At 66.3% G+C, this 23,482-nt stretch carries 20 protein-coding genes and 1 tRNA gene; 13 read left to right on the forward strand and 8 right to left on the reverse strand.

Annotation, left to right across the window (positions count from 1 at the left end; translation table 11 throughout):
• Positions 1-76: 76 nt before the first annotated feature.
• Complete coding sequence (locus FBY31_RS05305; protein ID WP_142045078.1) at positions 77-535, reverse strand: MarR family winged helix-turn-helix transcriptional regulator; 459 nt, start codon at positions 533-535, stop codon at positions 77-79.
• Positions 536-631: 96 nt separating this feature from the next.
• Here FBY31_RS05305 and bcp point away from each other — a divergent pair, with 96 nt between their 5' ends.
• The 8 genes from bcp to FBY31_RS05345 all read left to right on the forward strand — a co-directional run bounded on the left by bcp (position 632) and on the right by FBY31_RS05345 (position 10,746).
• Positions 632-1,105, forward strand: coding sequence for a thioredoxin-dependent thiol peroxidase (bcp, locus tag FBY31_RS05310; protein ID WP_142037780.1), 474 nt, complete (start codon positions 632-634; stop codon positions 1,103-1,105).
• A gap of 116 nt (positions 1,106-1,221) precedes the next feature.
• Positions 1,222-1,303: transfer RNA gene (locus tag FBY31_RS05315), tRNA-Leu, on the forward strand.
• A 274-nt stretch (positions 1,304-1,577) separates the two neighbouring features.
• Positions 1,578-2,252, forward strand: a complete 675-nt coding sequence (locus tag FBY31_RS05320; protein WP_142037783.1) for a fasciclin domain-containing protein — start codon at positions 1,578-1,580, stop codon at positions 2,250-2,252.
• Positions 2,253-2,464: 212 nt separating this feature from the next.
• Positions 2,465-4,135 carry an ABC transporter substrate-binding protein gene (locus FBY31_RS05325; RefSeq protein WP_235012934.1) on the forward strand — a complete coding sequence of 557 codons (1,671 nt, stop codon included), beginning with the start codon at positions 2,465-2,467 and terminating at the stop codon, positions 4,133-4,135.
• Positions 4,136-4,214: 79 nt separating this feature from the next.
• Complete coding sequence (locus FBY31_RS05330; protein WP_142037788.1) at positions 4,215-5,717, forward strand: malate:quinone oxidoreductase; 1,503 nt, start codon at positions 4,215-4,217, stop codon at positions 5,715-5,717.
• A 70-nt stretch (positions 5,718-5,787) separates the two neighbouring features.
• Positions 5,788-9,006: an efflux RND transporter permease subunit gene (locus tag FBY31_RS05335; protein ID WP_142037791.1), complete on the forward strand. Its 3,219-nt coding sequence runs from the start codon at positions 5,788-5,790 to the stop codon at positions 9,004-9,006.
• 115 nt (positions 9,007-9,121) lie between these two features.
• Positions 9,122-10,276, forward strand: coding sequence for an LLM class flavin-dependent oxidoreductase (locus tag FBY31_RS05340; RefSeq protein WP_235012935.1), 1,155 nt, complete (start codon positions 9,122-9,124; stop codon positions 10,274-10,276).
• Positions 10,276-10,746 (forward strand): MarR family winged helix-turn-helix transcriptional regulator, encoded by a 471-nt coding sequence (locus FBY31_RS05345; RefSeq protein ID WP_142037794.1) that lies wholly within the window; start codon positions 10,276-10,278, stop codon positions 10,744-10,746. The genes FBY31_RS05340 and FBY31_RS05345 overlap by 1 nt, the downstream gene beginning before the upstream one ends.
• Positions 10,747-10,774: 28 nt before the next feature.
• On the opposite strand, the gene FBY31_RS05350 is transcribed toward FBY31_RS05345, so the two are convergent.
• The gene (locus FBY31_RS05350; RefSeq protein ID WP_142037797.1) at positions 10,775-11,581 is read right to left on the reverse strand and encodes a transglutaminase-like domain-containing protein; all 807 of its coding nucleotides are present in this window, start codon (positions 11,579-11,581) and stop codon (positions 10,775-10,777) included.
• A gap of 75 nt (positions 11,582-11,656) precedes the next feature.
• Positions 11,657-12,463: a hypothetical protein gene (locus FBY31_RS05355; RefSeq protein ID WP_142037800.1), complete on the reverse strand. Its 807-nt coding sequence runs from the start codon at positions 12,461-12,463 to the stop codon at positions 11,657-11,659.
• A 143-nt stretch (positions 12,464-12,606) separates the two neighbouring features.
• Between FBY31_RS05355 and FBY31_RS05360 the strand changes: the two genes are divergently transcribed.
• The 3 genes from FBY31_RS05360 to FBY31_RS05370 are packed head-to-tail and all read left to right on the forward strand — an operon-like array spanning position 12,607 to position 14,881.
• A complete protein-coding gene (locus FBY31_RS05360; protein ID WP_142037803.1) occupies positions 12,607-13,266 on the forward strand; it encodes a DUF1684 domain-containing protein in 660 nt (219 codons plus the stop codon).
• Positions 13,267-13,320: 54 nt separating this feature from the next.
• Positions 13,321-14,166, forward strand: coding sequence for a fumarylacetoacetate hydrolase family protein (locus tag FBY31_RS05365; protein WP_142037806.1), 846 nt, complete (start codon positions 13,321-13,323; stop codon positions 14,164-14,166).
• Positions 14,167-14,191: 25 nt separating this feature from the next.
• Positions 14,192-14,881 (forward strand): VOC family protein, encoded by a 690-nt coding sequence (locus FBY31_RS05370; protein ID WP_142037809.1) that lies wholly within the window; start codon positions 14,192-14,194, stop codon positions 14,879-14,881.
• 39 nt (positions 14,882-14,920) lie between these two features.
• Here FBY31_RS05370 and FBY31_RS05375 read toward each other — a convergent pair whose 3' ends face one another.
• The 5 genes from FBY31_RS05375 to FBY31_RS05395 are packed head-to-tail and all read right to left on the reverse strand — an operon-like array spanning position 14,921 to position 20,878.
• Complete coding sequence (locus tag FBY31_RS05375; protein WP_142037812.1) at positions 14,921-16,075, reverse strand: cysteine desulfurase family protein; 1,155 nt, start codon at positions 16,073-16,075, stop codon at positions 14,921-14,923.
• Between the two features lie 4 nt (positions 16,076-16,079).
• Complete coding sequence (gene nadC, locus FBY31_RS05380; protein ID WP_142045080.1) at positions 16,080-16,994, reverse strand: carboxylating nicotinate-nucleotide diphosphorylase; 915 nt, start codon at positions 16,992-16,994, stop codon at positions 16,080-16,082.
• 7 nt (positions 16,995-17,001) lie between these two features.
• Entirely contained in the window at positions 17,002-18,849 is a 1,848-nt protein-coding gene (locus FBY31_RS05385; RefSeq protein WP_142045082.1) for an L-aspartate oxidase, read from the reverse strand.
• A gap of 17 nt (positions 18,850-18,866) precedes the next feature.
• On the reverse strand, positions 18,867-20,171 hold the full coding sequence (gene nadA, locus FBY31_RS05390) for a quinolinate synthase NadA (protein WP_142037815.1): 1,305 nt from the start codon (positions 20,169-20,171) through the stop codon (positions 18,867-18,869).
• On the reverse strand, positions 20,168-20,878 hold the full coding sequence (locus FBY31_RS05395; RefSeq protein ID WP_142037818.1) for an NUDIX hydrolase: 711 nt from the start codon (positions 20,876-20,878) through the stop codon (positions 20,168-20,170). The genes nadA and FBY31_RS05395 overlap by 4 nt, the downstream gene beginning before the upstream one ends.
• A 266-nt stretch (positions 20,879-21,144) precedes the next feature.
• Here FBY31_RS05395 and FBY31_RS05400 point away from each other — a divergent pair, with 266 nt between their 5' ends.
• Positions 21,145-22,521, forward strand: coding sequence for an amino acid permease (locus tag FBY31_RS05400; protein ID WP_142037821.1), 1,377 nt, complete (start codon positions 21,145-21,147; stop codon positions 22,519-22,521).
• A gap of 71 nt (positions 22,522-22,592) precedes the next feature.
• A complete protein-coding gene (locus tag FBY31_RS05405; RefSeq protein WP_142037824.1) occupies positions 22,593-23,420 on the forward strand; it encodes an alpha/beta fold hydrolase in 828 nt (275 codons plus the stop codon).
• Positions 23,421-23,482 lie beyond the last annotated feature (62 nt).

Here is a 23,482-nt window from a genome sequence, read left to right on the forward strand (position 1 = left end):
AAGCGTGACCGCAGCCTGCTGAAGCTGTGATCACGCGTGGCGCCGGCAAGGCCGGCTGAAGCGGGGCGGCCGCCCCTTATGGGGTCAGGGACGAGTTGTCGAGAAGTTCTCCCGCAGTGGACGATCCGAACTGGCTTGCAAGCTCCCGGACAACTGCCTTAAGTTCCTGCCGCAGGACGTCGGGGTCGATGGTGGCCGCTGCCAGGACCGTACGTTCCATCTCGACGGCGGCGGCGACGGCTTCCTTGCCCCGTTCGGTGAGGGACACCACGTGGCTGCGGCGGTCAGAGGTGCTGCGGACCCGCGCGATATGGCCGTGGGCCTCCAGCCGGCTCAGGGTTTTGCCCATGGTCTGGGCCTGGACGCGCACGAATTGGGCAAGCTGGGCCTGCGTCATGGGGCCCTGCACATTGAGGACCTCAATGGCAATAACACCGGCATGGGTGAGGCCGATAGCGCCGAGTTTTTCATTCCAGGAGTGTTCAACGAGGCGCGCAGCAGTGGACAAGAGGCGCCCCGTGGGCCATTGATCCATATCAGGCATAGCAGCAAGTATAGCCAAGTGCCGATTAGCACTGCTCCGGGCTGCTTACTAGGCTGGTGTGTCCCGCCTGCAACAAGGAGAAAAACATTGGCTGACAGACTCGTAACAGGTGACGACGCACCGCAATTCACCCTGCAGGATTCCTCCGGCAAGGACGTTAGCCTGGCACCGCGCCCCGGCCGCCATACCATCGTGTACTTCTACCCCGCCGCTTCAACCCCCGGCTGCACCAAGGAAGCCTGCGACTTCCGGGACAGCCTGGCCTCCCTGCAATCGGCCGGCTACGACGTGCTGGGGATCTCCCCCGATCCGGTGAAAAAGCTCGCCGCATTCGCTTCAAAAGAGACCCTCACTTTTCCGCTGCTCTCGGACGAGGACCATACGGTGGCAGAGGCTTACGGCGCGTGGGGAGAAAAGAAGAACTACGGCAAGACCTACGAGGGCCTGATCCGGTCGACCATTGTGGTGGACCCCGACGGAAAGGTGGCACTGGCCCAGTACAACGTCCGCGCCACCGGCCATGTGGCCAAGCTGCGCCGGGACCTGAAGCTGGACGCCTGACCCGGCCATGGCTGACGCAGGTCACGCCTGCACGACGCTACAATAAAGACTGGCATCCGCCGTCGTACGTTTCCGGCCCTGGTTCAGGCGCTTGAACACCCGGCGCGGGCAGCCTAGCGCGAGTGGTGAAATTGGCAGACACGCAGGATTTAGGTTCCTGTGCCTTCGGGCGTGGGGGTTCAAGTCCCCCCTTGCGCACTGCACGTCAAAGATCCCCCAGCCTCAGTGACCAGTTCACAGGCCGGGGGATCTTTTTGTTTCCCTGCCGCATAAAGGCGGCCCCGGCACCGAAAAATCCCGTGAAACGGAGCGCGCTGAAAAAAGCCTTGAAGTTGACCCATCCATGTTTCTGCAGCAGCCGAATCCCCAGTGAGACACCAGCCAAGGGCAGGTGCCCACCAGCCAGAAACAAACAGCGCCGCGGACATCCCGTCCACGGCCAGGCCACATGTTCAACCCAAGGAGAACCGAAATGCAGACCATCAAGCGCACCACTTTCAGCGTCGCAGGCGTTGCAGCTGCAGCTCTGCTCAGCCTGACCGCATGCGGCGGCTCGGCCAGCACGTCAAGCTCCTCCGCACCGGCCGCTGCGCCCTCTGCCTCCAGCATGACCCCGTCCCCGTCAACCAGCTCCTCCGCCGCCACCATGGATCCGGCTGCGAACCTGGTTGGCCCCGGCTGCGCCGCCTACGCCGAGCAGGTCCCCACGGGCGCCGGTTCCGTCGAGGGCATGGCCCTGGACCCTGTAGCCGTGGCAGCATCCAACAACCCCATTCTGACCACCCTCACGGCTGCCGTTTCCGGCAAGCTGAACCCGAAGGTGGACCTGGTGGACACCCTTAACGGCGGTGAATTCACTGTCTTCGCGCCGGTGGACGACGCCTTTGCCAAGATCGATCCAGCCACCATCGAGACCCTGAAGACTGATGATGCCCTCCTGAGCAAGATCCTGACCTACCACGTGGTTCCCGGACAGGTCGCTCCTGACAAGATCGTGGGCACCCACGCCACGGTCCAGGGTGGCTCCGTCACGGTCACGGGCAGCGGTGACGCCCTGACGGTGGACGACGCCAGCGTGATCTGCGGAGGCGTCCAGACCAAAAACGCAACGGTCTACCTCATTGATTCAGTCCTGATGCCCAAATAATCCAGGCTGACAGTCAACCCAGGCTGCAACAGTAATCCTGGCGGCAAGGCGCGGGGCCCGTTCCGGAAAGGACGGGCCCCAGGCCGTTTAACCGGCAGCTGCCAGTACCCGGCCGCACCTGCGGGCCTTACGGAAAGCGCACCAGGAGGTCAACTAGAATGGGTCGCGGCCCGCAACCGGCGGCGCCGGCAAGATCCCGAGGTGATAAACGAGTGCCCAGCAGTCCATCCCGGCGGACGGTCCTCACGACCGGTGCCGCCTTCCTGGCGTTGAGCGTCACCTCATGCACCGGGGTTCCGGCCCCCTCTCCGTCGCCTGCTTCCCCTGCCCCCAGCACGACGGCGGAGCCCACCGCAACCTTCAACTTCGGCACGGCAGTGCAGCCGCTGGGCCTGGACCCGGCGCTGTCCGGCGACGTGGAGTCCCAGCGGATCACCCGGCAGATCCTCGAGGGACTGGTGGGGGTGGACCAGACCACCGGGAAACCCACCCCGCTGCTGGCCACTGATTGGAGTGAATCCAACGAAGGCCGCTCCTACACGTTCACGCTGCGCAGCGGTGTGACATTCCACGACGGCACCCCGTTCAACGCCGATGCGGTGTGCACCAACTTCAACCGGTGGTTCGCATTCCCCGAAGACCTGCGGCGGCAGGCTCCCGGCAGCTCGTTCAAAGGCGTGTTCAAGGCGCACTCGGACCAGCCGGAGCTGTCCATCTTCAAAAGCTGCACCGCCCTGGCGGCCGACACCGTGCGGATCGACCTCACCCAGCGCTTTACCGCATTCCTGCAGGCGCTGACCCTGCCCGCCTTCGCCATGGCCTCCCCTGCAGCGCTTGCCGCAGGGAAGGCCGACGTGCTGGACCAAAGCCGCGGCGGCCAGGCGATGTCCGCGTTCGGCACCAGTCCGGTGGGCACCGGTCCCTTCACCCTGAGGTCTTGGGATGAAGGCAGCATCACCCTTGCCAGCAACGGGGCGTACTGGGGAGACCGCGGCCAGATCAGCACCATCAACTTCGTGGCGTACAACCACCCCCAAGCCCGCCTCCAGGCCCTGCTGGACGGAAAAATCGACGGCTATGACGCCGTTACCGTGGGCAACTTTGACCAGCTGGTGAAGCGCGGCAAGCAGATCGTGCAGCGCGATCCGTTCTCGGTGATGTACTTAGGGCTCAACCAGGAGATTCCGGTCCTGCAGAACCTGAAAGTCCGCCAGGCCATCGAGCTGGCGATCGATAAAGAAACCCTCATCCGCAAGTTCTTCATCGACAACACCGCCGTGGCCACCCAGTTCGTCCCTCCGAAGATCAGCGGCTTCAACAACGACGCTCCCGCGCTGGGGCACGATCCGGCCAAGGCCAGGGCATACCTCAAAGAGGGCGCATATGCCGGCGAAGAGCTGCGGTTCTACTACCCGCTGAACGTCACCCGGCCCTATCTGCCCACTCCTGAGAAGGTCTACGCCGAAGTCAGCCGGCAGCTCACCGCCGTGGGCTTCAACATCAAGCCCGTCCCCGTGGACTGGTCTGAGGGGTATCTGCAAAAGGTGCAGTCCCCGGGGGACCACGCACTCCACCTGCTGGGCTGGAACGGTTCCTACTCCGACGCCGACAATTTCGTGGGCCCCCTTTTCGGCGAAAAGAACGGCGAGTTCGGCTACCAGGATGCCCAGGTCTTCTCCAAGATCAACAGGGCACGCGGGATGCCGGAGGGACAGGAGCGGGATGAGCAATATCACACCATCAATGCCCAGATCGCGGCCACTGTTCCCGCAGTCCCCGTCGCTTTCCCCATCTCGGCGCTGGCCCTTTCAGACCGGGTGGTGAGCTATCCGGCGTCGCCTGTCTTAAATGAAGTTTTCACCAAAGTGCAACTGAAGCCTTGACGGGCCAGCCCAATTTCAGTAGGAGGGCTGCGCGGGGATATTCTGTGACAGCCAGAGCCGCTGCAATCGGAGACTGATCGTGACCTTCATTTCCAAGACCCCACATGCCGACGTCGTCCTGATTGGCGGCGGCATCATGAGCGCCACCTTGGGGGCATTCATCAAGCAGCTGGAGCCGGACTGGACCATCTCCATGTTCGAGCGGCTGGACGAGCCCGGGCTGGAAAGCTCGGATCCATGGAACAACGCCGGAACGGGCCACGCCGCCCTCTGTGAACTCAACTACTCCCCCGCAGCCAAAGACGGTTCGGTGGACCCCACCAAGGCCTTGGTCATCAACGAGCAGTTCCAGCTCTCGCGCCAGTTCTGGTCCCATCTTGTGGACCAGAACCTGATCGGGTCGCCCAAGCGCTTCATCAACACCGTGCCGCACATGAGCTTTGTGATCGGTGAGGAGAACACCAGGTTCCTTAAGACCCGCTATGAGGCCCTCAAGCCGCATCCGCTGTTCCGCAGCATGGAGTACTCCGAGGACCACGGCCAGATCGGCAAGTGGGCTCCCCTGATCGTGAAGGGCCGGGATCCGAAGCAGCGGATCGCAGCCACCCGCGCCGCCGAGGGCACGGACGTGGACTTCGGGGCACTTACACGTGAGTTGGCCACGTACCTGGGGAACAACGGCGTCGAAATTAATTACGGCCACGATGTCACCGGGATCTCCAGGGCCTCCGACGGCGGCTGGAACCTTTCGCTCAAATACCCCAAGTCAGGCGAACACGGCAAGATCCACGCCAAGTTCGTTTTTGTGGGCGCCGGCGGCGGCGCCCTCCACCTGCTCCAGGCTTCCGGCATTCCGGAAAGCAAGGGCTACGGCGGCTTCCCCGTCTCCGGGCAGTTCTTCCGCTGCACGGACGAAACCCTCGCGGCGCAGCACAGCGCCAAGGTTTACGGCCAGGCGTCCGTGGGTGCGCCGCCCATGTCCGTGCCCCACCTGGACACCCGGTACGTCAACGGCAAGCGTTCACTGCTTTTCGGCCCGTACGCCGGTTTCTCCACCAACTTCCTCAAGAACGGCTCGTATCTGGACCTGCCGCTGTCCATCCGGCCTGGCAACATCATTCCCATGCTGGCCGTTGCCAAGGACAACATGGACCTCACCGCGTACCTGATCAAGGAAGTGGCCAAAAAGCACGGCGACAAGGTGGAAGCGCTGCGCGAGTACTACCCGGAAGCCAAAGCGGGCGACTGGGAACTCATTACAGCCGGCCAGCGTGTACAGATCATCAAGAAAGACCCGCAGAAGGGCGGCGTGCTTCAGTTCGGCACTGAAGTCATTGCCGGCCGTGACGGTTCCATCGGCGCACTCCTGGGTGCGTCCCCGGGAGCCTCCACTGCAGTGCCCATCATGATCGAATTGCTCCGGAAGGCCTTCCCGAAGAACTTCAAGGGCTGGCAGTCCAGGCTCAAGGACATGATGCCCGGCTACGGCGTCAAGCTTGATGACAACCCGGAGCTCGCCGCGGAGCTCGAAAGGGCAACGGCGAGGTCCCTCCAGCTGGAGAACGTTACCGCCACCCACTGACCCTGCCGGGGTCGGTAGCCGGCTGCCCTGCTCCGCAACAGTCAGTCACAACCCCACAGGAGACCATGCGATGTTCCGGCTGGCACAACTTTCACTGGCAAACCGGGCACTGATCGCACTGATCACCGTCTTCGCTTCCGTTTTCGGCGTTATCACCATGTCGTCGCTGAAGCAGGAGCTCATCCCGTCCATCGAGTTTCCCCAAATCACGGTGCTGACCGCCATGCCCGGCGCCTCGCCGGAGGTGGTGGACAAGCAGGTGAGCGGGCCGCTGGAGACTGCGCTGAACGGCGTGGAGGGGCTGGAATCCACCTCCTCCACGTCGCGCAACGGCGTCTCCCAGATCACTATGGTGTTCACGTACGGTTCCAACCTGGACCGCGCGCGGAACCAGATTGACCGGGCCATCTCCAATGCCAAGCGGACCCTCCCGGAAGACGTCCAGCCGCGGGCCATTGCCGGGAGCATCAGCGACTTCCCCATCGTTTTCCTCGCAGTGTCCTCGGACAAGTCACTCAGTGAGCTGAACGCCGACCTGCAGCGGCTGAGCGTGCCCAGGCTGCAGAAGATCGACGGCGTCCGGGGCGCCGACGTGACCGGCGGGGCCACCCAGCACATCGAGATCCTTCCCCGCGCCGATGCCATGGCTGCGTCCGGTGCCACCATCACCTCCATCCGGGACGCCTTAAGCAACAACGGCGCACTGCTCCCGGCGGGCACCCTCGAGGAGCAGGGAAAGACGCTGTCCCTGCAGATCGGCAGCCCGGTGGACTCGCTGGATGCCGTCAAGGCGCTGCCGCTCGCGGGGGCAAAAAACGCCGCTACCATCGGCACCGTGGCCGACGTCTCCGTCCAGGATGACGAACGGACCTCCATCACCCGCACCAACGGTGCGGAAACCCTTGCCGTCTCCGTCACCAAGAAACCCGAAGGCGACACGGTGGGCATCTCGCATGCGGTGCGGGACACCTTGGCCGAGCTAGAGGCAGAACTGGGCTCCAATGCCAAGTTCACGCCGGTCTTCGACCAGGCCCCCTTCATCGAAAAATCCATCAAGGACCTCACCACGGAGGGACTGCTGGGGCTGGGCTTCGCCGTGGCGGTGATCCTGGTTTTCCTGATGTCCGCCCGGTCCACGCTGGTAACGGCCGTCTCCATCCCGCTCTCGCTCCTGATCACCTTTATCGGCCTGTCAGCCACGGGCTACTCGCTGAACATCCTCACCCTCGGCGCGCTCACCATCGCCATCGGCCGGGTGGTGGACGACTCGATCGTCGTCATCGAAAACATCAAGCGGCACCTCAGCTACGGCGAGGACAAGGTCACCGCCATCCTGACCGCCATCCGGGAAGTAGCCGGCGCCATCACCGCTTCCACGCTGACCACCGTGGCAGTCTTCCTGCCGATTGCCTTCGTGGGCGAACTCGCGGGTGAACTGTTCAGGCCGTTTGCCCTCACCGTCACCATGGCGCTGCTGGCGTCGCTGCTGGTCTCGCTGACCATCGTCCCGGTGCTGGCCTTCTGGTTCCTGCGCAATCCCGGCCTCACGCCGGGCAGCGAGGCAGCCTTCCGGGATGCCGCCGAGGCGCGGGCCAAGGCCCAGGAAGCGGAACAGCGCAGCAGGCTCCAGCGCGGGTACCTGCCCATCCTCACCAAGACCCAGAAGCATCCCGTGATCACCCTGGTTGCCGCCGCCCTTGTCCTGGGCGCGACGGCGGCCATGGCGCCGCTGCTGGCCACCAACCTGCTGGGCAGTTCAGGCCAGAACAGCATGACCGTCCGGCAGGCGCTGCCTGCCGGCACCAGCCTCGCGGACACGAGCGCCGCCGCCATCCGCCTCGAGGAGGTCCTGCGCGGGATCGACGGCGTCCGGGACATCCAGGTAACGTCCGGGAACGCGCAGGCCGGGTTTGCCGCGATCACCTCCACCGGGTCCTCCAACTCCACCTTCACGGTGGTGACCGATGAAAAGGCGGACCAGGAGCAGCTGCAGGAGACCGTGCGGAACGAACTGGCAAAGGTGCCTGATTCCGGGAAGGTTTCCGTGGGCACCCAGCAGGGCGGCTTCGGAACGTCCTCCACAGTGGACGTCACCATCAAGGCCGCCACCAGCGCGGACCTGCGGACCGCCAGCGACGCCATGGTCGAGGCTATGACCGGAGTCCCCGGCACCAGCGAAGTGGCCACCAACCTGGCCGCCAGCCAGCCAGTGGTGCAGGTGAAAGTGGACCGCGCCAAAGCCGTCGCTGCAGGGCTCAACGAGGAACAGGTGGCGGGAGTCCTCGCCTCCACCATCAGCCCCATCCCGGCCGGAACCGTGCGGATCGATACCAATGACTTCCCGGTCCGGATCGGCAAGGGCACCAGGTTCACCAGCATCGACGCAGTCCGCGGGATTCCGCTGCCCGCGGCCGGCGGTCCTGTCACACTCGGCAGCATCGCCGCGGTGGAACAGGTGGACGTGCCGGTGTCCATCACCGCCAGCAACGGCCAGCGCACCGCACGTGTGTCCGTGACGCCGTCGGGATCCAACCTCGGCGCCGTCAACGCGGAAGTGCAGAAACGCCTCGCGGACGTCCAGCTGCCAGCCGGGGTCACCGCCGAAATCGGCGGTGCCACCACCCAGCAGCAGGAGTCGTTCCAGCAGCTCGGGCTTGCCCTGCTGGCGGCGATCGCCATTGTCTATGTGATTATGGTGGCCACGTTCAAATCCCTCATCCAGCCCCTGATCCTACTGGTCTCGGTGCCGTTCGCGGCCACCGGCGCCGTGGCCCTGCTGCTGCTGACCGGGGTCCCCCTGGGCCTGCCGTCACTGATCGGCATGCTGATGCTGGTGGGAATCGTGGTCACCAATGCCATTGTGCTGATCGACCTCATTAACCAGTACCGGCAGCCGCGGGACGGCGGGCCGGGGATGAACGTGGCCGATGCCATCACCCACGGAGCGCGACAGCGGCTCCGCCCCATCCTGATGACCGCCCTGGCCACGGTCTTCGCCCTGACCCCGATGGCGCTGGGCCTTACGGGCGGCGGCGGCTTCATTTCGCAGCCCCTGGCCGTGGTGGTCATCGGCGGCCTTGTCTCGTCGACTGCCCTGACCCTGGTCCTGGTCCCCGTGCTCTACCGCCTGGTCGAGGGGCGCCGCGAGAGGAAGGCCCTGCTCCGGGAACTGCAGGCGCGCCCGGAATTCGGCCCCGGTGCCGACGTCGACGAGGAGTTCCGCGACTGGACCACCGGCATGGTGCCCAAGGTCAGCGGACGGCGCGCGGCACCGGGAAGTCCCGAGTAAAACTGCGGAATATTTTCTGCATGGCAGCGTTGTATCCGGCGATAGATGCAAATGCATCTAAATTGGCCTATACTGGAAGCAAGGCCAGCAAGCCCAAGCAACGGAAAGGCACATCATGCAGATCGGTGTTTTCAGCGTCAGCGACATCACCACGGACCCCACCACGGGCCGGACCCCCTCCGAGAACGAACGGATCAAGGCCTCCGTCGCCATCGCGAAGAAGGTCGAGGAAATCGGCATGGACGTGTACGCCATCGGCGAGCACCACAACCGGCCCTTCTTCTCCTCCTCCCCCACCACCACCCTCGCCTACATCGCAGCACAGACCGAACGGATCATCCTTTCCACGGCCACTACGCTGATCACCACGAATGATCCGGTTAAGATTGCCGAAGACTTCGCCATGCTCCAGCACCTTGCCGACGGCCGGGTTGACCTGGTCCTGGGCCGCGGCAATACCGCGCCCGTCTACCCGTGGTTCGGCAAGAACATCCAGGACGGCGTGGAGCTCGCCATCGAGAACTACAGCCTGCTGCGCAAGCTGTGGGACGAGGACACAGTGAACTGGTCCGGCAAGTTCCGCACCCCGCTCCAGAACTTCACGTCCACCCCGCGCCCGCTCGACGGCGTTGCCCCCTTTGTATGGCACGGCTCCATCCGGACGCCGCAGATCGCCGAAGTGGCCGCATACTTCGGCGACGGCTTCTTTGCCAACAACATCTTCTGGCCCAAGGAGCACTACCAGCAGCTGATCGGGCTCTACCGTGAGCGCTACGAGCACTACGGCCACGGCAAGGCAGACCAGGCGATTGTGGGCCTGGGCGGCCAGTTCTTCATGCGGAAGAACTCTCAGGACGCCGTCAAGGAGTTCCGTCCCTACTTCGACAACGCCCCGGTCTACGGCCACGGTCCGTCCCTGGAGGACTTCACCTCCCAGACGCCCCTGACCGTCGGCAGCCCCCAGGAGGTTATCGAAAAGACTTTGACGTTCCGGGAGTACTTCGGCGACTACCAGCGGCAACTGTTCCTGATCGACCACGCCGGCCTGCCCCTGAAGACCGTACTGGAACAGCTGGACCTGTTCGGCGAGGAAGTCCTGCCCGTACTGCGTAAGGAGTACGCGGCCCTTAAGCCGGCCCATGTTCCGGACCCGCCCACCCACGCCAACCGGGTTGCCGCGGCGCTTCCCGTCCAGGATGAGCAGGCACAGGATGGGCGGGCCCAGGACGCCCAGGGCCAGGACGCGGAAAAGTCCGCTGTGGAGGCATGATGGGCGGCAATAATTCCGAATCGCCGGTCCGGCTTGCGGCCGAGACCTGGGAGTCGCTGTTCCGCGCGCAGGTAGCTGTGATGCGCAAGCTGCAGGCAGGTCCGGCTTTCCGGAAGCTTGCGGTGAACGAGTATGACGTCCTGTTCACACTCTCTCGTTGTCCCACCGGGTGGCTGCGGCTCAACGAGCTCAACGACAACGTCCTCCTGAGCCAGTCCAGCCTCAGCCGGCTGGTGGAGCGGCTCGAAAAGCGCGGACTGGTGGCCAGGATGCCGGCTCCGGAGGACGGCCGGGGCGTGCTGCTGCAGCTGACCGACGCGGGCCGGGAGCTGCAGAAGGAGATCGGGCGCGAGCATGTCCGGGACATCTCCACCCTGATGGGGCCGGCCCTGACACCGGAAGAGCAAAAAGAACTCCAACGGCTCACGGAAAAGCTGAGGAATTCGCTGGGTCCCCGCCAGCCCCGGTAAGCGGGCGGGATCCGCTAACAAGCGGAGATCAGCCCAGCTCCATGAGCCGTGCAGGATCCTCCACCGGCAGGGTGCCGTTGACCACCGCCGTGACCTGAAGCTGGTTGAGGACCAGGCTGCCGCCCACCGTGGAGAGGAAGGCGGTGTCTGCCGAGTCCCGGCCGGCAGTAATACGCAGCATCGATTCCCGCGGCGCCAGACCCGTGGGATCGATGACGTGCCAGGCACCCTCCACGTACGCCTCGGCCACGGCGTGGAAATCCATCGGGTTAAGGCCGGGGGCGTAGACGGCGGCGAGCCTGGCGGGAATATCCTTGGAGCGGAGCAATGCAATGGCAAGGTGCGCGAAATCCCGGCACACCCCGCGCCGGCTGAGCAGGGTTTCCACTGCACCGTCGGTGCCCCGGGATGATCCGCTGAGGTAGCGCAGTTCCCCGTTCACCCAGTTCCTGACGGCGTGCAGCAGCTCGCCGCCCTGGACTCCTTCGAACTCGGCATAAGCAGTGGGCAGGAGCCGGTCGGACTCTGCATAGCGGCTGGGCCGGACGTAGCGGATCCGGTCGGCGAGCTCCGCCTCCTCCCGCCCGGCTTTCCCGGCCACTGTGGCGCTATACTCCACTGTCACCTCCGCCGGCTCGGCGAACTCCATGTAGTGGAACCGGCCGCCGTGGTTGTCGGCTACCTCAGTCAGCGGAACCTGCTCTCCCCCCGCCACCACCGACAGGGACTCCGCGAAGGAGGAGTAGCCGCTGTTCTTCGCTACTGCGATGGCCATGGCCACCTTGGTATTGGCTGCGGTCTTGAAGACCAGTCGGGCGGAAACACTGCGTTCCATGGCTCTTTCGGGGTTGGAGGCGGTGGAAGAGAAGTCGCCGCCTGGCCCGGCGCATGATGGTGGCCGGGAACGGGACTAGTTTTTGATCTTCAGAGACATTAGCATCCGCTGGACGTTGGCAAACTCCGGGCTTTCGCCGGTATACCGGGCGGCCTCGCCAAGGGTGTCGAAAGCCTGGGCGGGAGCGACTTTTTCGTCGGGGGAAAAGGCTTTGACGGCCACCAGGTCGCCGAAGGAGTAGTCACCCTTTCCTGCCGGACCACGAACAATGTTGCGGAGCTCGCAGGCCTGTCCATCCGCGCCGCCCACCAGATTGGTGATGCCGTAGGAACCAAAGTAGCGGTACCCCTGGATCACGCGGAAGACCACCCTCGGCGGTATGGTCCCCTCCCCGCCTGCCGCGGAAAGCTCCACCGGAACGCTGCTGATGACTGTGTAGGGCCGCTTCGCGGCGTCCGTGCATTCAGCGGACGACGGCGGCAGCCCGGTCCGCAGCGCTGCCATAAAGGTACCGTCGGGCTTCTTCACTTCAATCTTCAGGGCGCCGGGCAAGGTGCCTTCCTCCGGCGCGACGGACTGCGCGATCCAGTCCTGCGGGAGGTCGAAGCTTACGGTCTTGCCTGGATCCGAAAAAGTCTTCCAGGCGGACGCTGTTGCCACTGCCTGCGGCGAGCCGGATGAGGTGGCGGCGGGAGTGGCAGTGTCCGAGGCGGTTGCCGATGAGGAGTCCGCGGCTGCCGGGGCGGTGGTGCCTGTGCCGGCGGGGCCCGGCTGCGCTGTCCACCCTGGCGCAGTGGAATCCGCCGTCGCGCACCCTGCAAGAAGGGTGCCAACCACCAGCAGCGCTCCGGACAGGACAGTCGTTGTCGCCTTGGCTTTCATGCAGCCAGCCTAGCCGCGCCGCCCCCGCGGGGCGTTGACCTTGGCGGCGTTTCTGCTGGCCCCCGGCCCGAACGGAAGCGGCGCGCCCACCGGAGTGTCGCCGTCGAGCGGTATCCCTGCGCCTTGCGACTAGGCTGGTGGCTATGGAAGAGCATCGGGGCGCAGCCGAAGAAAGCCGGACGGACATCTCCGCCGTCGACATCGCTGACTGGCGGCTGCGGACTTTTGCGCTGTACCACAACGTCCGAAAGATCTCAGCTGAAAGCCCGGCGGAGGCGCACACCTATTGGCGCCACCAACGCGACCTGATGTTTGCCACGCATCCGGCCTCCGCTTTGACCCCTGAAGACCAGGCGCGCTTTTCCGGGCTCAAAACGGCTGACTATGATCCGATCTACCGGTTCCATGTTCCGCTGACCAAGGAGGGTGCGGGCCGGGAAATCAGCGTGGAGACGGGCACCGACGGCGCAGTCCGCTTCATCCGGCTGGGCACCTTCGACCTCCCGGAAGTGGGACAGCTCGCGGTATGGAGGCTGCAGGGGTACGGTGGCGGTATTTTTGTGCCGTTCAGGGATGCCACGGCTGGCGTGCCCGGAGGCAGCTACGGGGCCGGACGCTATCTGCTGGACACCATCAAGGGCGCGTTCCACGGGGTCCAGGGGTCCGGCCCGGACGCCATGTTCATCCTGGACTTCAACTTTGCCTACAATCCGTCGTGCGCCTACAACGACGCCTGGGCCTGCCCCCTTCCGGGACCGTCCAACCGCCTGGCCGTGGAGATTCCGGTGGGCGAGCTCTACTGACCACATCCGGCGTCAGCGGTCCGTAAAGCTGTTAGCGGCCCGTAGGATTCCCTCATGACTGCACTCCCCCGCCGCATTGCCCGTGTCCGTCCGGTATCCGCTGCCCATCCGGCGGAGCAGTTCTTCGTGGCCAGCGACGCGGCAGTTTTTGCAGGTGCCGAAGGCGGCACGTGGACGGTCACGGGAAGCCCCTTTTGGGGATCCCCGGCCAACGCCTCCAGCTACCCACGGGAAGGGTGGCAGCCCGGGGACCGCGTGCGGGAGGACTCCTTCAGCTTCCTCGCTCCCAGCGTGCCGGCCAACGTCCTGGGAATGGCGCACAACACGGGCCAGTCCGGGCGGTACCTGCCGCCCCAGGCGTTCCATAAGGCGGCCACCAGCGTCATCGGGCCGGGCGACGCGATTGAGCTGGCCCCCGGAATGCGGCGGGTAGACCCGGAAGCGGAGCTGGCCGTGGTAATCGGAACCAAGGTCCGGGGACTGACTCCTGCCAATGCCCGCGACGCGGTCCTGGGTTTCACCATTGGGAACGACGTCACGTGCCGGGATCTGCAGAAGACCGATGAACTCTGGATCAGCGCCAAGAGCCAGGACACGTTCACGCCCGCGGGACCGTGGATTGTCACCGGCCTGGACGAAGCCGACCTCGCCGTCGATGTGGTCCTCAATGGCACCCCGTTGCAGGCCGCCAGCACCGCTGACCTTGGCTGGAAGGTTGATGAGGTCCTCGTTTACCTGACATCGTTTATGACCCTGTACCCGGGCGATCTGGTGCTGACGGGCTTTCCGGCAGAGTGCGCACCCTTGAGCCCGGGTGACACCGTGGCGTGCCGGGTGCAGGGCGTCGGGGAGCTCGTGAACCCGGTGAAGACTTCCCCTTGGTCGGGCCACGCCGGATAAACCGCCAGGGCGGTACGGTTGAGTTGTGGACGCCCGAATCGATCACCTGGTCATCGCCGCCGATTCGCTGGAGCAAGGCGCAGCCTGGTGCGCGGCAACGTTCGGCGTTGAGCCCTCCGGTGGTGGCAAGCACCCGCTGATGGGTACCCACAACCGGGTGATTGCGATCAGCAGCGAGAGCTTTCCCGACTGCTACCTCGAGGTCATCGCGATCGATCCCGGCGCGCCGGCGCCGGGGCGGCCGCGCTGGTTCGGGCTCGACCACCCCGAGGTGCGCGCGGCTGTCCGCGAATCCCCTCGGCTGGTGCACGCAGTGGCGCGCACGTGCAGGATCGAGATGCTGCACCGGGACCTTGCCAGCTTTGCCCTCAACCCCGGCGAGTTGCGGGCAGCGCAGCGCGACACGCCTCACGGACTGTTGAAGTGGCGAATCACCATCCGCGACGACGGCCGCACTGAGTGCGCAGGCGCCCTGCCCAGCCTGATCGAGTGGGAAGGACAACATCCGTGTGCCAACATGCCCCCCAGCGATGTGTCGCTGCGGAGCCTGGTGCTGCGCGGCGTTCCCAGCCGGGCCGTCGACGTGCTGAAGCTTCCGGCCGTTCACGCGGGCCCGATCGACGGAGTGCAGAACGCACCGCTCACCGCGACGGTGGAATCGCCGGGCGGCCGAGTTGTGCTCGATGCATGGCACTTCGGGGCTGAACCGCGCTGAAGCCGGCAGAGCGGGGGCGCTCCCTCTTCGGAGGCAGCCTTAGGCGCCCAGCGACCGAACGCGTCCGACGGCGGATTCCACCGCTGCGGCGGCCGCTTCCAGATCCGCGTCGGTCACCGCTGCGTCAAAGCTGAACCGGACGGCCGTCTGTGCCACCTCGGGCGCAATGCCCAGTGCTGTAAGCACCGGCGACGGCGCGTCTGAGCCCGCCGCGCAGGCTGAACCACTGGAGCAGACGACACCCTGGCGTTCCAGCTCAAGGAGCACCGACTCGCCGCTGGTTCCCGGGAAGCAGAAGGACGCAACTGAAGGCAGCCGCTCGGTGGGATGCCCGGTAAGGATCGCGCCCGGAACACCGGTGAGTACAGCATCAATGAACGCGTCCCGCAGGCCCGCCACCCGCCGTCGTTGTTCCGCCTGGCGGGCCTGGGCCAGGGTCAGTGCGGTGGCGAGGCCCACGGCTCCGGCCACGTTCTCTGTTCCTGACCGGCGGCCGCGTTCCTGCCCGCCGCCGTGGATCAGCGGCTCGAGTTTGGTGCGGCCGCGGACGAACAGCACACCGCACCCCTTGGGCGCCCCCAGCTTGTGCCCCGAAATGCTCATCGCGTCCACACCCAGCGCCTTGGTGTCCAACGGCAGCCATCCGGCCGCCTGGACGGCGTCGGTGTGGAACGGGATGCCCAGTCCGTGTGCCAGGGCGGCCAGTTCAGCAATGGGCTGGACCGTTCCCACCTCGTTGTTGGCGTACATGACACTGGCCACCGCAGTTTCCGGCGTCAGCAGGGCCCGGAAGTCCTCCGGCGTCACGCGTCCCGTCCGGTCAACGGGCACCACGTCAACGGCGAAGCCGTGGAAGCGCTCCAGGTACCTGGCCGATTCCTCCACTGCGGGATGTTCGACGGCGCTGATCACCACCCGGTTCAGCTGGGGGTCCACAGCCTGCCGGGCCAGGGCAATGCCCTTGACGGCGAGGTTGTCCGCCTCGGTTCCGCCCGCGGTGAAGGTCACTTCGCCGGGCCGGCAGCCCAGCACCGCGGCCACGGACCGGCGTGCATCCGCGAGCGCGGTGGCAGCGGCCTCGCCCAGGGTGTGGTGGCTGGAGGGGTTGCCGAACTCTGCGGTGAGGTAGGGCCACATGGCGTCCAGCACTTCACGGCGGACGGGTGTTGTGGCGGCGGCGTCAAGGAAGATCATGGGTTCACCCGACCGTCAGTTCCACATCCAGCCCGAGGTCCAGGGCGGCCACCGTGTGCGTCAGGGCGCCGATGGAGATGACGTCCACTCCGGTGCCGGCGATCCCTGCCACGGTCCCGAGGTTCACGTTCCCGCTGGCTTCAACCCGGGCGCGGCCAGCAACCAGTGCCACGCCGGCCCTCAGCTCCTCCACGGTGAAGTTGTCCAGCATGATGGTGTCCACGCCGGCCGCCAGCACGGGCTCGATCTGGTCCATCCGGTCCACCTCCACCTCGAAGTGCGTGGTGTGTCCCAGCTGTGCCCTGGCTGCCGCCAGCAGGTCCGTCAGCCTGGCCGGGTCCCCTCCCGTCATCACGGCGAGGTGGTTGTCCTTGGCCAGTACGGCGTCGGAGAGGCTGTACCGGTGGTTGGCGCCGCCGCCGCAGCGCACCGCGAACCGCTCCAGGATCCGCAGCCCGGGCGTCGTCTTGCGGGTGTCCGTGATCCGGGCGGACGTACCCTCCGTCAGCTGGACAAACTCTGCCGTCCTCGTGGCGATGGCGGACATGCGCTGCACGAGGTTCAGGGCCACCCGTTCGGCGAGCAGCACGGACCGGGCGCGTCCGCTGACCCGCGCGAGGTGCGTGCCGGCGTCGAACTTTTCCCCGTCGGCGAGCAGCAGCTCCACGTCGGTTTCCGGGTCCACCAGCAGCATGGCGTCCCGAAACACGGTGGCGCCGCTGAAGACCCCGGGTACGCGGGCGTTCAGCACTGCGGTGGCGCGGGCGGCGGCGGGAATCAGCAGCTGGGAGGTGATGTCCCCGGCAGGAGCATCCTCGGCGAACGCCCGCTCCAGGATTTCCCGCACGGGAGCCGAGGGCAGCGTCAGGTCCAGCCGCGGGGCGCCGGTAACCGGTTCAGTTGCGGGATTGCCGGTCATGGTCAGTTCAGTCATGGACGAGGCTCGCTTTCGGGCGGGTTCGGGAAGATTCTTCGAATTCGGCAGCGATACCGGCAGCATCGGCCGGGTCATCGCTGCGGTAGTGGGCGCCCAGCGACTCCGTGCGCTGTTGTGCAGCAGCCACCAGCAGCTGCGCAGCCAACAACAGGTTCCGGTCCTCATGCAGGCGGGTGTCTGTGCCAGCGGCAACAGTGTCGGGACGATCGACGGCGGCCCAATCAGCAAGTGCCCCCGCCGCCTCCCGGAGCAGCTCCCCAGAGCGAAGCACCCCGGCCTTGGCAGTCATCAACCGGCGCAGTGCCTCCCGCGAGAAAGGAGTTTCACGCCCCCCACCCCCATCCCCTTGCCCACCGAAGTTGGCCAGCAGGCTCCCGGCCGGAGCAGTAAATTCGGCCGCCTCGCCTTCAAAAGCAGCAGGGAAGGTGACATGCATACGGTCGCGCGAAGGTGCCCCGGAAGCATGCGTCAAAGGGAGGCCGCCAGCGGCCGAGCTAGCATGCGGAGGGGTGCCTTCACGCGACCCCCAACCAAGGTCACCAGCCAGGAAGTCTTCAACAGCGCGCCGGCCGAAGACGAGTCCTTCGAGGAGGGAGTTGCTGGCCAGCCGGTTTGCACCTTGGACACCGGTGCAGGCAACTTCGCCGACGGCGTATAGCCCGGGAACCGTGGTCCGGCCATGGAGGTCGGTGGCTACGCCGCCCATCCAGTAGTGGGCCGCCGGCGCAACAGGGACCAGTTCGCGGGTCCAGTCGATACCGGCGTCGCGGGTGCGCCGGCTGAGGGTGGGGAACCGCTTCGCCAGGAAGCCCGGGCCTTGGCTGCGCTCGATCCCCCGCGCGTCGAGGTAGACGTGGCCGTTGGGGTCGCCGAGCTTGGCCAGGTGCAGGGCGATGCTGCGGGACACGACGTCGCGCGGGGCGAGTTCCGCGTCGGGGTGGTAGGCCCGCATGAACCGTTTGCCGTTGCCATCGACGAGGAGGGCTCCTTCACCGCGGACGGCTTCAGAGATGAGGAGCGGATCCTGGTCCAGCCCGCCCGCTGTGCCGGCGTTCGCGGCGCTGGCGGCGGGAACGAGGCAGGTGGGGTGGAACTGGAAGAATTCCAGGTCAGCCGCTGCCGCCCCGGCGCGGACAGCGAGCGCAAGGCCGTCGGCGGTGGCCACCGCGGGGTTGGTGGTCTGGGCGAACAACTGGCCTGCTCCGCCAGTGGCCAGCAGGACAGCGTCCCCGTGAACGCAGGCTGAGCGGCCGTCCTGAAGGAACTCAACACCGTTCACGGTCCCTTGTTCCTGCAGGAGTGCGGTGGCGTGGGCGCCGGTGTGAATCGTCAGGGTACCGGCCGCTTGCCGGGCAAGCACCGCACGGATCAGGGCCCCGGCGGTCTTCGCACCCGTAGCGTCGCCGCCCGCATGGAGGATGCGGGGGGCGGAATGCGCCGCTTCCAGCCCCAGTGCCGGCCCGTCCTCGGCCCCGGGATCAAAATGCACGCCGAACCGCTCCAGCCCGGCAATCTCCCGGGAGGCCTCGGTGCACATCAGCCGGACCGCCGCTTCGCTGCAATGCCCCGCGCCGGCCTGGAGTGTGTCGGTGATGTGTGCCGCCACTGTGTCCCCGGGAGCGGGCTCGTCCAGCACTGCGGAGATACCGCCCTGGGCATACCAGGTGTTGCTCGCGCGAAGCTGGCCTTTGCTCAACAGCACCACGGCGGCGCCGGCATCCGCCGCCAGCAGTGCGGCGTAGAGTCCGGCAATTCCGCTGCCGACGACGATCAGCCGCCGGCGCGCAGTGTCGCCGCCGTTGCCCGGCGTCGTGGGTCCCGTCCCCTGGGTGGGCATGTCCGAGTGCCGGTTCATTACGGCCTGGCGGCGAGCATGCGCTCGAGCGCGGTGCGGGCGTGGTCCTGCACGGAGTCCGCCACGGTGATCCGGTTGACGATCCGCCCGGCAACCAGCTCCTCGAGGACCCAGGCAAGATACCCCGGGTGGATCCGGTACATGGTGGAGCAGGGGCAAATCACGGGGTCCAGGCAGAAGATGGTGTGCTGCGGGTATTCGGCAGCGAGCCGGTTCACCATGTTGATCTCGGTGCCGATGGCGAACGTGGTGGGCCCGGTGGCGGCCGCGATGGCCTTCTTGATGAAGTCGGTGGAGCCGGCCGAGTCAGCCGCGTCCACCACCTCCATGGGGCATTCCGGGTGGACGATCACCTGGACGCCGGGGAAGTCGGCCCTGGCCTTCTCGATCTGCGCCACGTTAAAGCGCTTGTGCACTGAACAGAATCCGTGCCACAGGATGACCCGGGAATCCAGGAGTGCCTGCTCGTCGTTGCCGCCAAGGTCCTTGCGGGGATTCCACATGGGCATCTGCTCCAGGGGCACGCCCAGTGCCTTGGCGGTGTTGCGCCCCAGGTGCTGGTCCGGGAAGAACAGAACCCGCTGGCCGCGCTCGAACGCCCACTCCAGGACGGTCTTCGCATTCGAGGACGTGCAGACAATGCCGCCGTGCTCGCCGCAGAAAGCCTTCAGGGCTGCGGAGGAATTCATATAGGTGACGGGAATGACCGGAACCCGCCCCTCGGCGTCGGGCTCCGTGCCGAAGATTTCCTCAAGCTGCTCCCAGCACTCCGCCACGGAGTCGGCGTCGGCCATGTCCGCCATCGAGCAGCCGGCTGCCAGGTTGGGCAGGATGACGGCCTGCTCGGGTGCGGAGAGGATGTCAGCGGTTTCGGCCATGAAGTGGACACCGCAGAACACGATGGCCTCTGTATCCGGCCGGGTGAGCGCGGCGTTGGCCAGCTGGAAGGAGTCGCCCACGAAGTCCGCGTACTGGATGACTTCATCGCGCTGGTAAAAGTGCCCCAGGATGACGGCCCGGTCGCCCAGCGCAGCCTTGGCGGCGAGGATCCTTTCGCCCAGCTCGGCGTCGCTTGCGCGCTTGTACTCCTCCGGCAGTTGCCCCTGGCGCGGCGTTGCGGCGGGGGCTACGTCCGCGCTGGAGGCACCGGGGCCGTAGGCGGGAACGCCGGCGAGCGCCTCGGCAAGGTCGTAGTCCCATGGGCCTTTGGCCAGGGCGGGGCTGCAGGTGCTGCCCTTCGCCGCCGTGCCGTTCTCGGCCTGTTCGCGCGTGATCAGCTGGATTGCTGTGTTGACGCTGCTCATAGTGTGCTCCTGTTGTCTGGGTCAAGGCCGGGCCGGCCGGTGAAACGGTAGAGGCGGGGCGGGCGGTGTTTGCCGCCCTGGAGGTATTCGCCGGTTTCTTCTATCTCGGGGGTGGATTTGAGCTGGCGCCGGAAGTTCGCCGGGTCCAGTTGACGGTCCAGCACAGCCTCGTAGACTTCCCGGACCTGGGCCAGGGTGAAGTACTCCCCCAGCAGGTGATAGGCCACAGATCCGTAGGCCAGCTTGTTCCGCAGCCGCCAGAGCGCGTAATCCACAATCGCGTTGTGATCAAAGGCCAGTTCGCCCAGCCGGTCCGCCCGGAACCACCTGACGTTCTCGGACTCATCAGCGAGCGCGGCCTCCGTTGGCTGCACCAGGGCCCAATAGACGATGGAAACCACGCGCTGCGTAGGTGAGCGGTGCAGGCCGCCGAAGGCGTACAGCTGCTCCAGGTAGCTCGGGGCGAGGCCGGTGGTCTCGCGCAGGTTGCGCGATGCCGCGTCCTGCAGGGATTCCGCATGGGTCAGCGGTCCCCCGGGCAGCGCCCACAGGCCTTTGTACGGTTCCCGGATCCGCCGGACCAGGGGCAGCCAAAGCGTGGGCCGGCCCGAGCTTTCACTGGGCCGGAGCGCGAAGATGACGGTGGAGATGGCGAGCGACGGCGGTGCGGCCTGGCGCTCTGAGACGTTTGCTGAAGCCGAGTACATTCCCACCGCCTTCCGGCCTGCTCGGCTCCCGCTGAAGCCTCCCTAGTTATGGTCACTTTGACCATAACTGATTCTACGGGCAAGTGCCCCTCAATTGCCAAATGTTTCTCCGCCCCCGCCGGGCGGGGTCATCGGAAGCCTGCTGCTTGGAAGCAGGAAGCCTGGTGCCGGCAGTCCAGGAATGCAGGCGGCATGGCGGGGAGACGGTAAATTCAAATGGTCCCACGAGGAGCCCCCATTCAAACCCCAAGAAGGTTCAGCAGCAGATGACAATGACGTCCACCGAAACCCGTCAACAAGGCCACCTGGGCCACAGCATGAAGCCCCGGCAGCTCACCATGATGGGCCTGGGCAGCGCGATCGGCGCCGGGCTCTTCCTCGGGTCCGGGGCAGGACTACAGACGGCCGGTCCTGCGGTGCTGATCTCCTACCTGGTGGCCAGCACCCTGATCATCCTGGTGATGTGGGCGCTGGGCGAAATGGCTGCCGCGAACCCGACCAGCGGTGCCTTCTCCGTGTACGCGGAACGGGCCCTGGGCAAGACGGCCGGCGCCACCATCGGCTGGCTCTGGTGGCTGCAGCTGGTGGTGGTGATTGCCGCCGAGGCACTGGGCGGGGCCGGGCTCCTCTTCACCGTGTGGCCGGTGGTCCCGGTCTGGGCGCTCGCGCTCATCTTTATGGTCGTGTTCACCGCCATCAACCTGGCCGGCGTCCGGAATTTCGGCGAGTTCGAGTTCTGGTTCGCCATCCTGAAGGTCGCGGCCATCGTCCTGTTCCTGGTGATCGGCGCCGCCCTCCTGCTGGGATTGCTGCCGGAGGTGGCATCACCCGGGCTGGCGAACCTGACGTCCGACTTCGCCCCTGCGGGATTGGGCGGGATCGCGGCGGCCCTTTTTGTGGTCATCTTCGCCTTCGGCGGCACAGAGATTGTGTCCGTGGCGGCGCCAGAAACCGAAGACCCGGAACGCAGCGTGGGCAAAGCGGTCCGGACGGTGGTGTGGCGCATCCTGGTCTTCTATATCGGATCCGTTTTGGTGATTGCCGCCGTCCTGCCGGCCACGTCGGAAGGCCTGGCCTCACCCTTCGCCGGCGTCCTGGACGCCGCCCGCATCCCCGGTGCCGCGACGGCGATCACCCTGGTGGCCGTCATCGCCCTTCTCTCCGCCCTGAACGCCAACCTTTACGGCGCGTCGCGGATGGTCTACTCCCTTGCGGAACGCGGCGAGGCGCCCCGCTTCCTGACCCGCTTGAGCCGCGCCAACGTGCCCATGCTGGCGGTCGGCGTGTCCGTCGCCTTCGGTTTCGTCGCCACAGTCCTGGAGCTGCTGTTCCCGGAGCGGATCCTTCCCGCCCTGTTCCAGCTGGTGGGCTCCACCTGCCTGGTGGTATGGGGCAGCGCACTGGTCTCCCAGCTGGTCCTGCGGCGCCGGGCGGACCGGGACGGCACTCCCCTGCCGTTGAGGATGAAGGGCTTTCCGGCCCTGACGGTTGTGGGGCTCATCCTGCTGGGCCTGATTTTCGCCGTGGGCTTCAGTGCCGGGAGCAGCCGCGCCCAGCTGTTCAGCACCTTCGGCCTGATCGCGGGGATCGCAGCGGCCTGCGCAGTGGGTGGCCGGCTCAGCACCCGGACCGGCCACAGGTAGAGTAGTCCCGAAGCACGAGGTTCCGACGCGCCGGGTCCGCCTGGGCGCCGTAGTTGATGAGGACTGACACCATGAGCGGCAGGCACACCGGCGAGCAGCATTCGCACACCGTGGAGGGCACCGACCCCCAACTGTATGTGGCGGTGCATGATCCTGCCGTCGACGCCGGCCTCCGGCCCGTCCTGCTCCTGCACGGCTTCTCATCGTCCAGCAAACTCAACTGGGAGGACACCGGCTGGGTGGCCGCGCTGCTTGCGGCCGGCCGCCGCGTCATCGTGGCCGACCTGCCCGGGCACGGCGGCAGCGGTGCCCCGGAGGACCGCGATTCCTACTCCCCCAGCAGGATCCGCGCCGACCTGCTGCAGGTAGCGTTCGACGCCGGCGTGCGGCCTCTGCAGGCCGGCGACCCTGCCAGCGGGCTGGACATTGTGGGTTACTCGCTGGGTTCCCGGCTCGCCTGGGAGTTCGCCGCCACCCAGCCCGAGCTGGTGCACCGGATTGTCCTGGGCGGGCCGAACACGGCGGACCCGCTGGCGGATTTTGACCTCGCCGCCGCCCAGGACTACCTGGCCGACGGAACTCCCATTGCGGACGAGTCAACGGCCCGGCTGCTCAAAATGGCGCTGCTGCTGCCCAGCAACAACATCTTCGCCCTGCTGTCGCTGGTGGAAGCCATCAAGGCCGAACCCTACGACCCCGCCGAGGCGGTCCCGCACGTGCCGATGCTCCTGGTGGCCGGCGACCAGGACGAGCGCGCCCGCAGCCTGCCGCAACTGGCCGAACTGGCCAAGGGCGCCGGTGGCATGGCCGAACAGCTGACGCTGCCGGGCCGGAACCACACCAACGCCGTGACCAGCCGCGCCTTCAAGCAGGCTGCCATCTCCTTCCTCGCCGTCTGAAGTGACTTCCGGTTGAATTAATTCCCGGCCGTCTGCCCGTCCCCCTCCTGCCGCCCGTTCCC

Source organism: Arthrobacter sp. SLBN-100 (genome assembly GCF_006715305.1).
Classification (GTDB): Bacteria; Actinomycetota; Actinomycetes; order Actinomycetales; family Micrococcaceae; genus Arthrobacter.

What these genes read in the sequence shown, in the direction of transcription:
- FBY31_RS05305 (WP_142045078.1), bottom strand. Translation starts at nt 535, where the DNA reads ATGGATCAATGGCCCACGGGGCGCCTCTTGTCCACTGCTGCGCGCCTC.
- FBY31_RS05320 (WP_142037783.1), top strand. Translation starts at nt 1,578, where the DNA reads ATGCAGACCATCAAGCGCACCACTTTCAGCGTCGCAGGCGTTGCAGCT.
- FBY31_RS05335 (WP_142037791.1), top strand. Translation starts at nt 5,788, where the DNA reads ATGTTCCGGCTGGCACAACTTTCACTGGCAAACCGGGCACTGATCGCA.
- FBY31_RS05340 (WP_235012935.1), top strand. Translation starts at nt 9,122, where the DNA reads ATGCAGATCGGTGTTTTCAGCGTCAGCGACATCACCACGGACCCCACC.
- FBY31_RS05345 (WP_142037794.1), top strand. Translation starts at nt 10,276, where the DNA reads ATGGGCGGCAATAATTCCGAATCGCCGGTCCGGCTTGCGGCCGAGACC.
- FBY31_RS05350 (WP_142037797.1), bottom strand. Translation starts at nt 11,581, where the DNA reads ATGGAACGCAGTGTTTCCGCCCGACTGGTCTTCAAGACCGCAGCCAAT.
- FBY31_RS05355 (WP_142037800.1), bottom strand. Translation starts at nt 12,463, where the DNA reads ATGAAAGCCAAGGCGACAACGACTGTCCTGTCCGGAGCGCTGCTGGTG.
- FBY31_RS05360 (WP_142037803.1), top strand. Translation starts at nt 12,607, where the DNA reads ATGGAAGAGCATCGGGGCGCAGCCGAAGAAAGCCGGACGGACATCTCC.
- FBY31_RS05365 (WP_142037806.1), top strand. Translation starts at nt 13,321, where the DNA reads ATGACTGCACTCCCCCGCCGCATTGCCCGTGTCCGTCCGGTATCCGCT.
- FBY31_RS05375 (WP_142037812.1), bottom strand. Translation starts at nt 16,075, where the DNA reads ATGATCTTCCTTGACGCCGCCGCCACAACACCCGTCCGCCGTGAAGTG.
- nadC (WP_142045080.1), bottom strand. Translation starts at nt 16,994, where the DNA reads ATGACCGGCAATCCCGCAACTGAACCGGTTACCGGCGCCCCGCGGCTG.
- FBY31_RS05385 (WP_142045082.1), bottom strand. Translation starts at nt 18,849, where the DNA reads ATGCCCACCCAGGGGACGGGACCCACGACGCCGGGCAACGGCGGCGAC.
- nadA (WP_142037815.1), bottom strand. Translation starts at nt 20,171, where the DNA reads ATGAGCAGCGTCAACACAGCAATCCAGCTGATCACGCGCGAACAGGCC.
- FBY31_RS05395 (WP_142037818.1), bottom strand. Translation starts at nt 20,878, where the DNA reads ATGTACTCGGCTTCAGCAAACGTCTCAGAGCGCCAGGCCGCACCGCCG.
- FBY31_RS05400 (WP_142037821.1), top strand. Translation starts at nt 21,145, where the DNA reads ATGACAATGACGTCCACCGAAACCCGTCAACAAGGCCACCTGGGCCAC.
- FBY31_RS05405 (WP_142037824.1), top strand. Translation starts at nt 22,593, where the DNA reads ATGAGCGGCAGGCACACCGGCGAGCAGCATTCGCACACCGTGGAGGGC.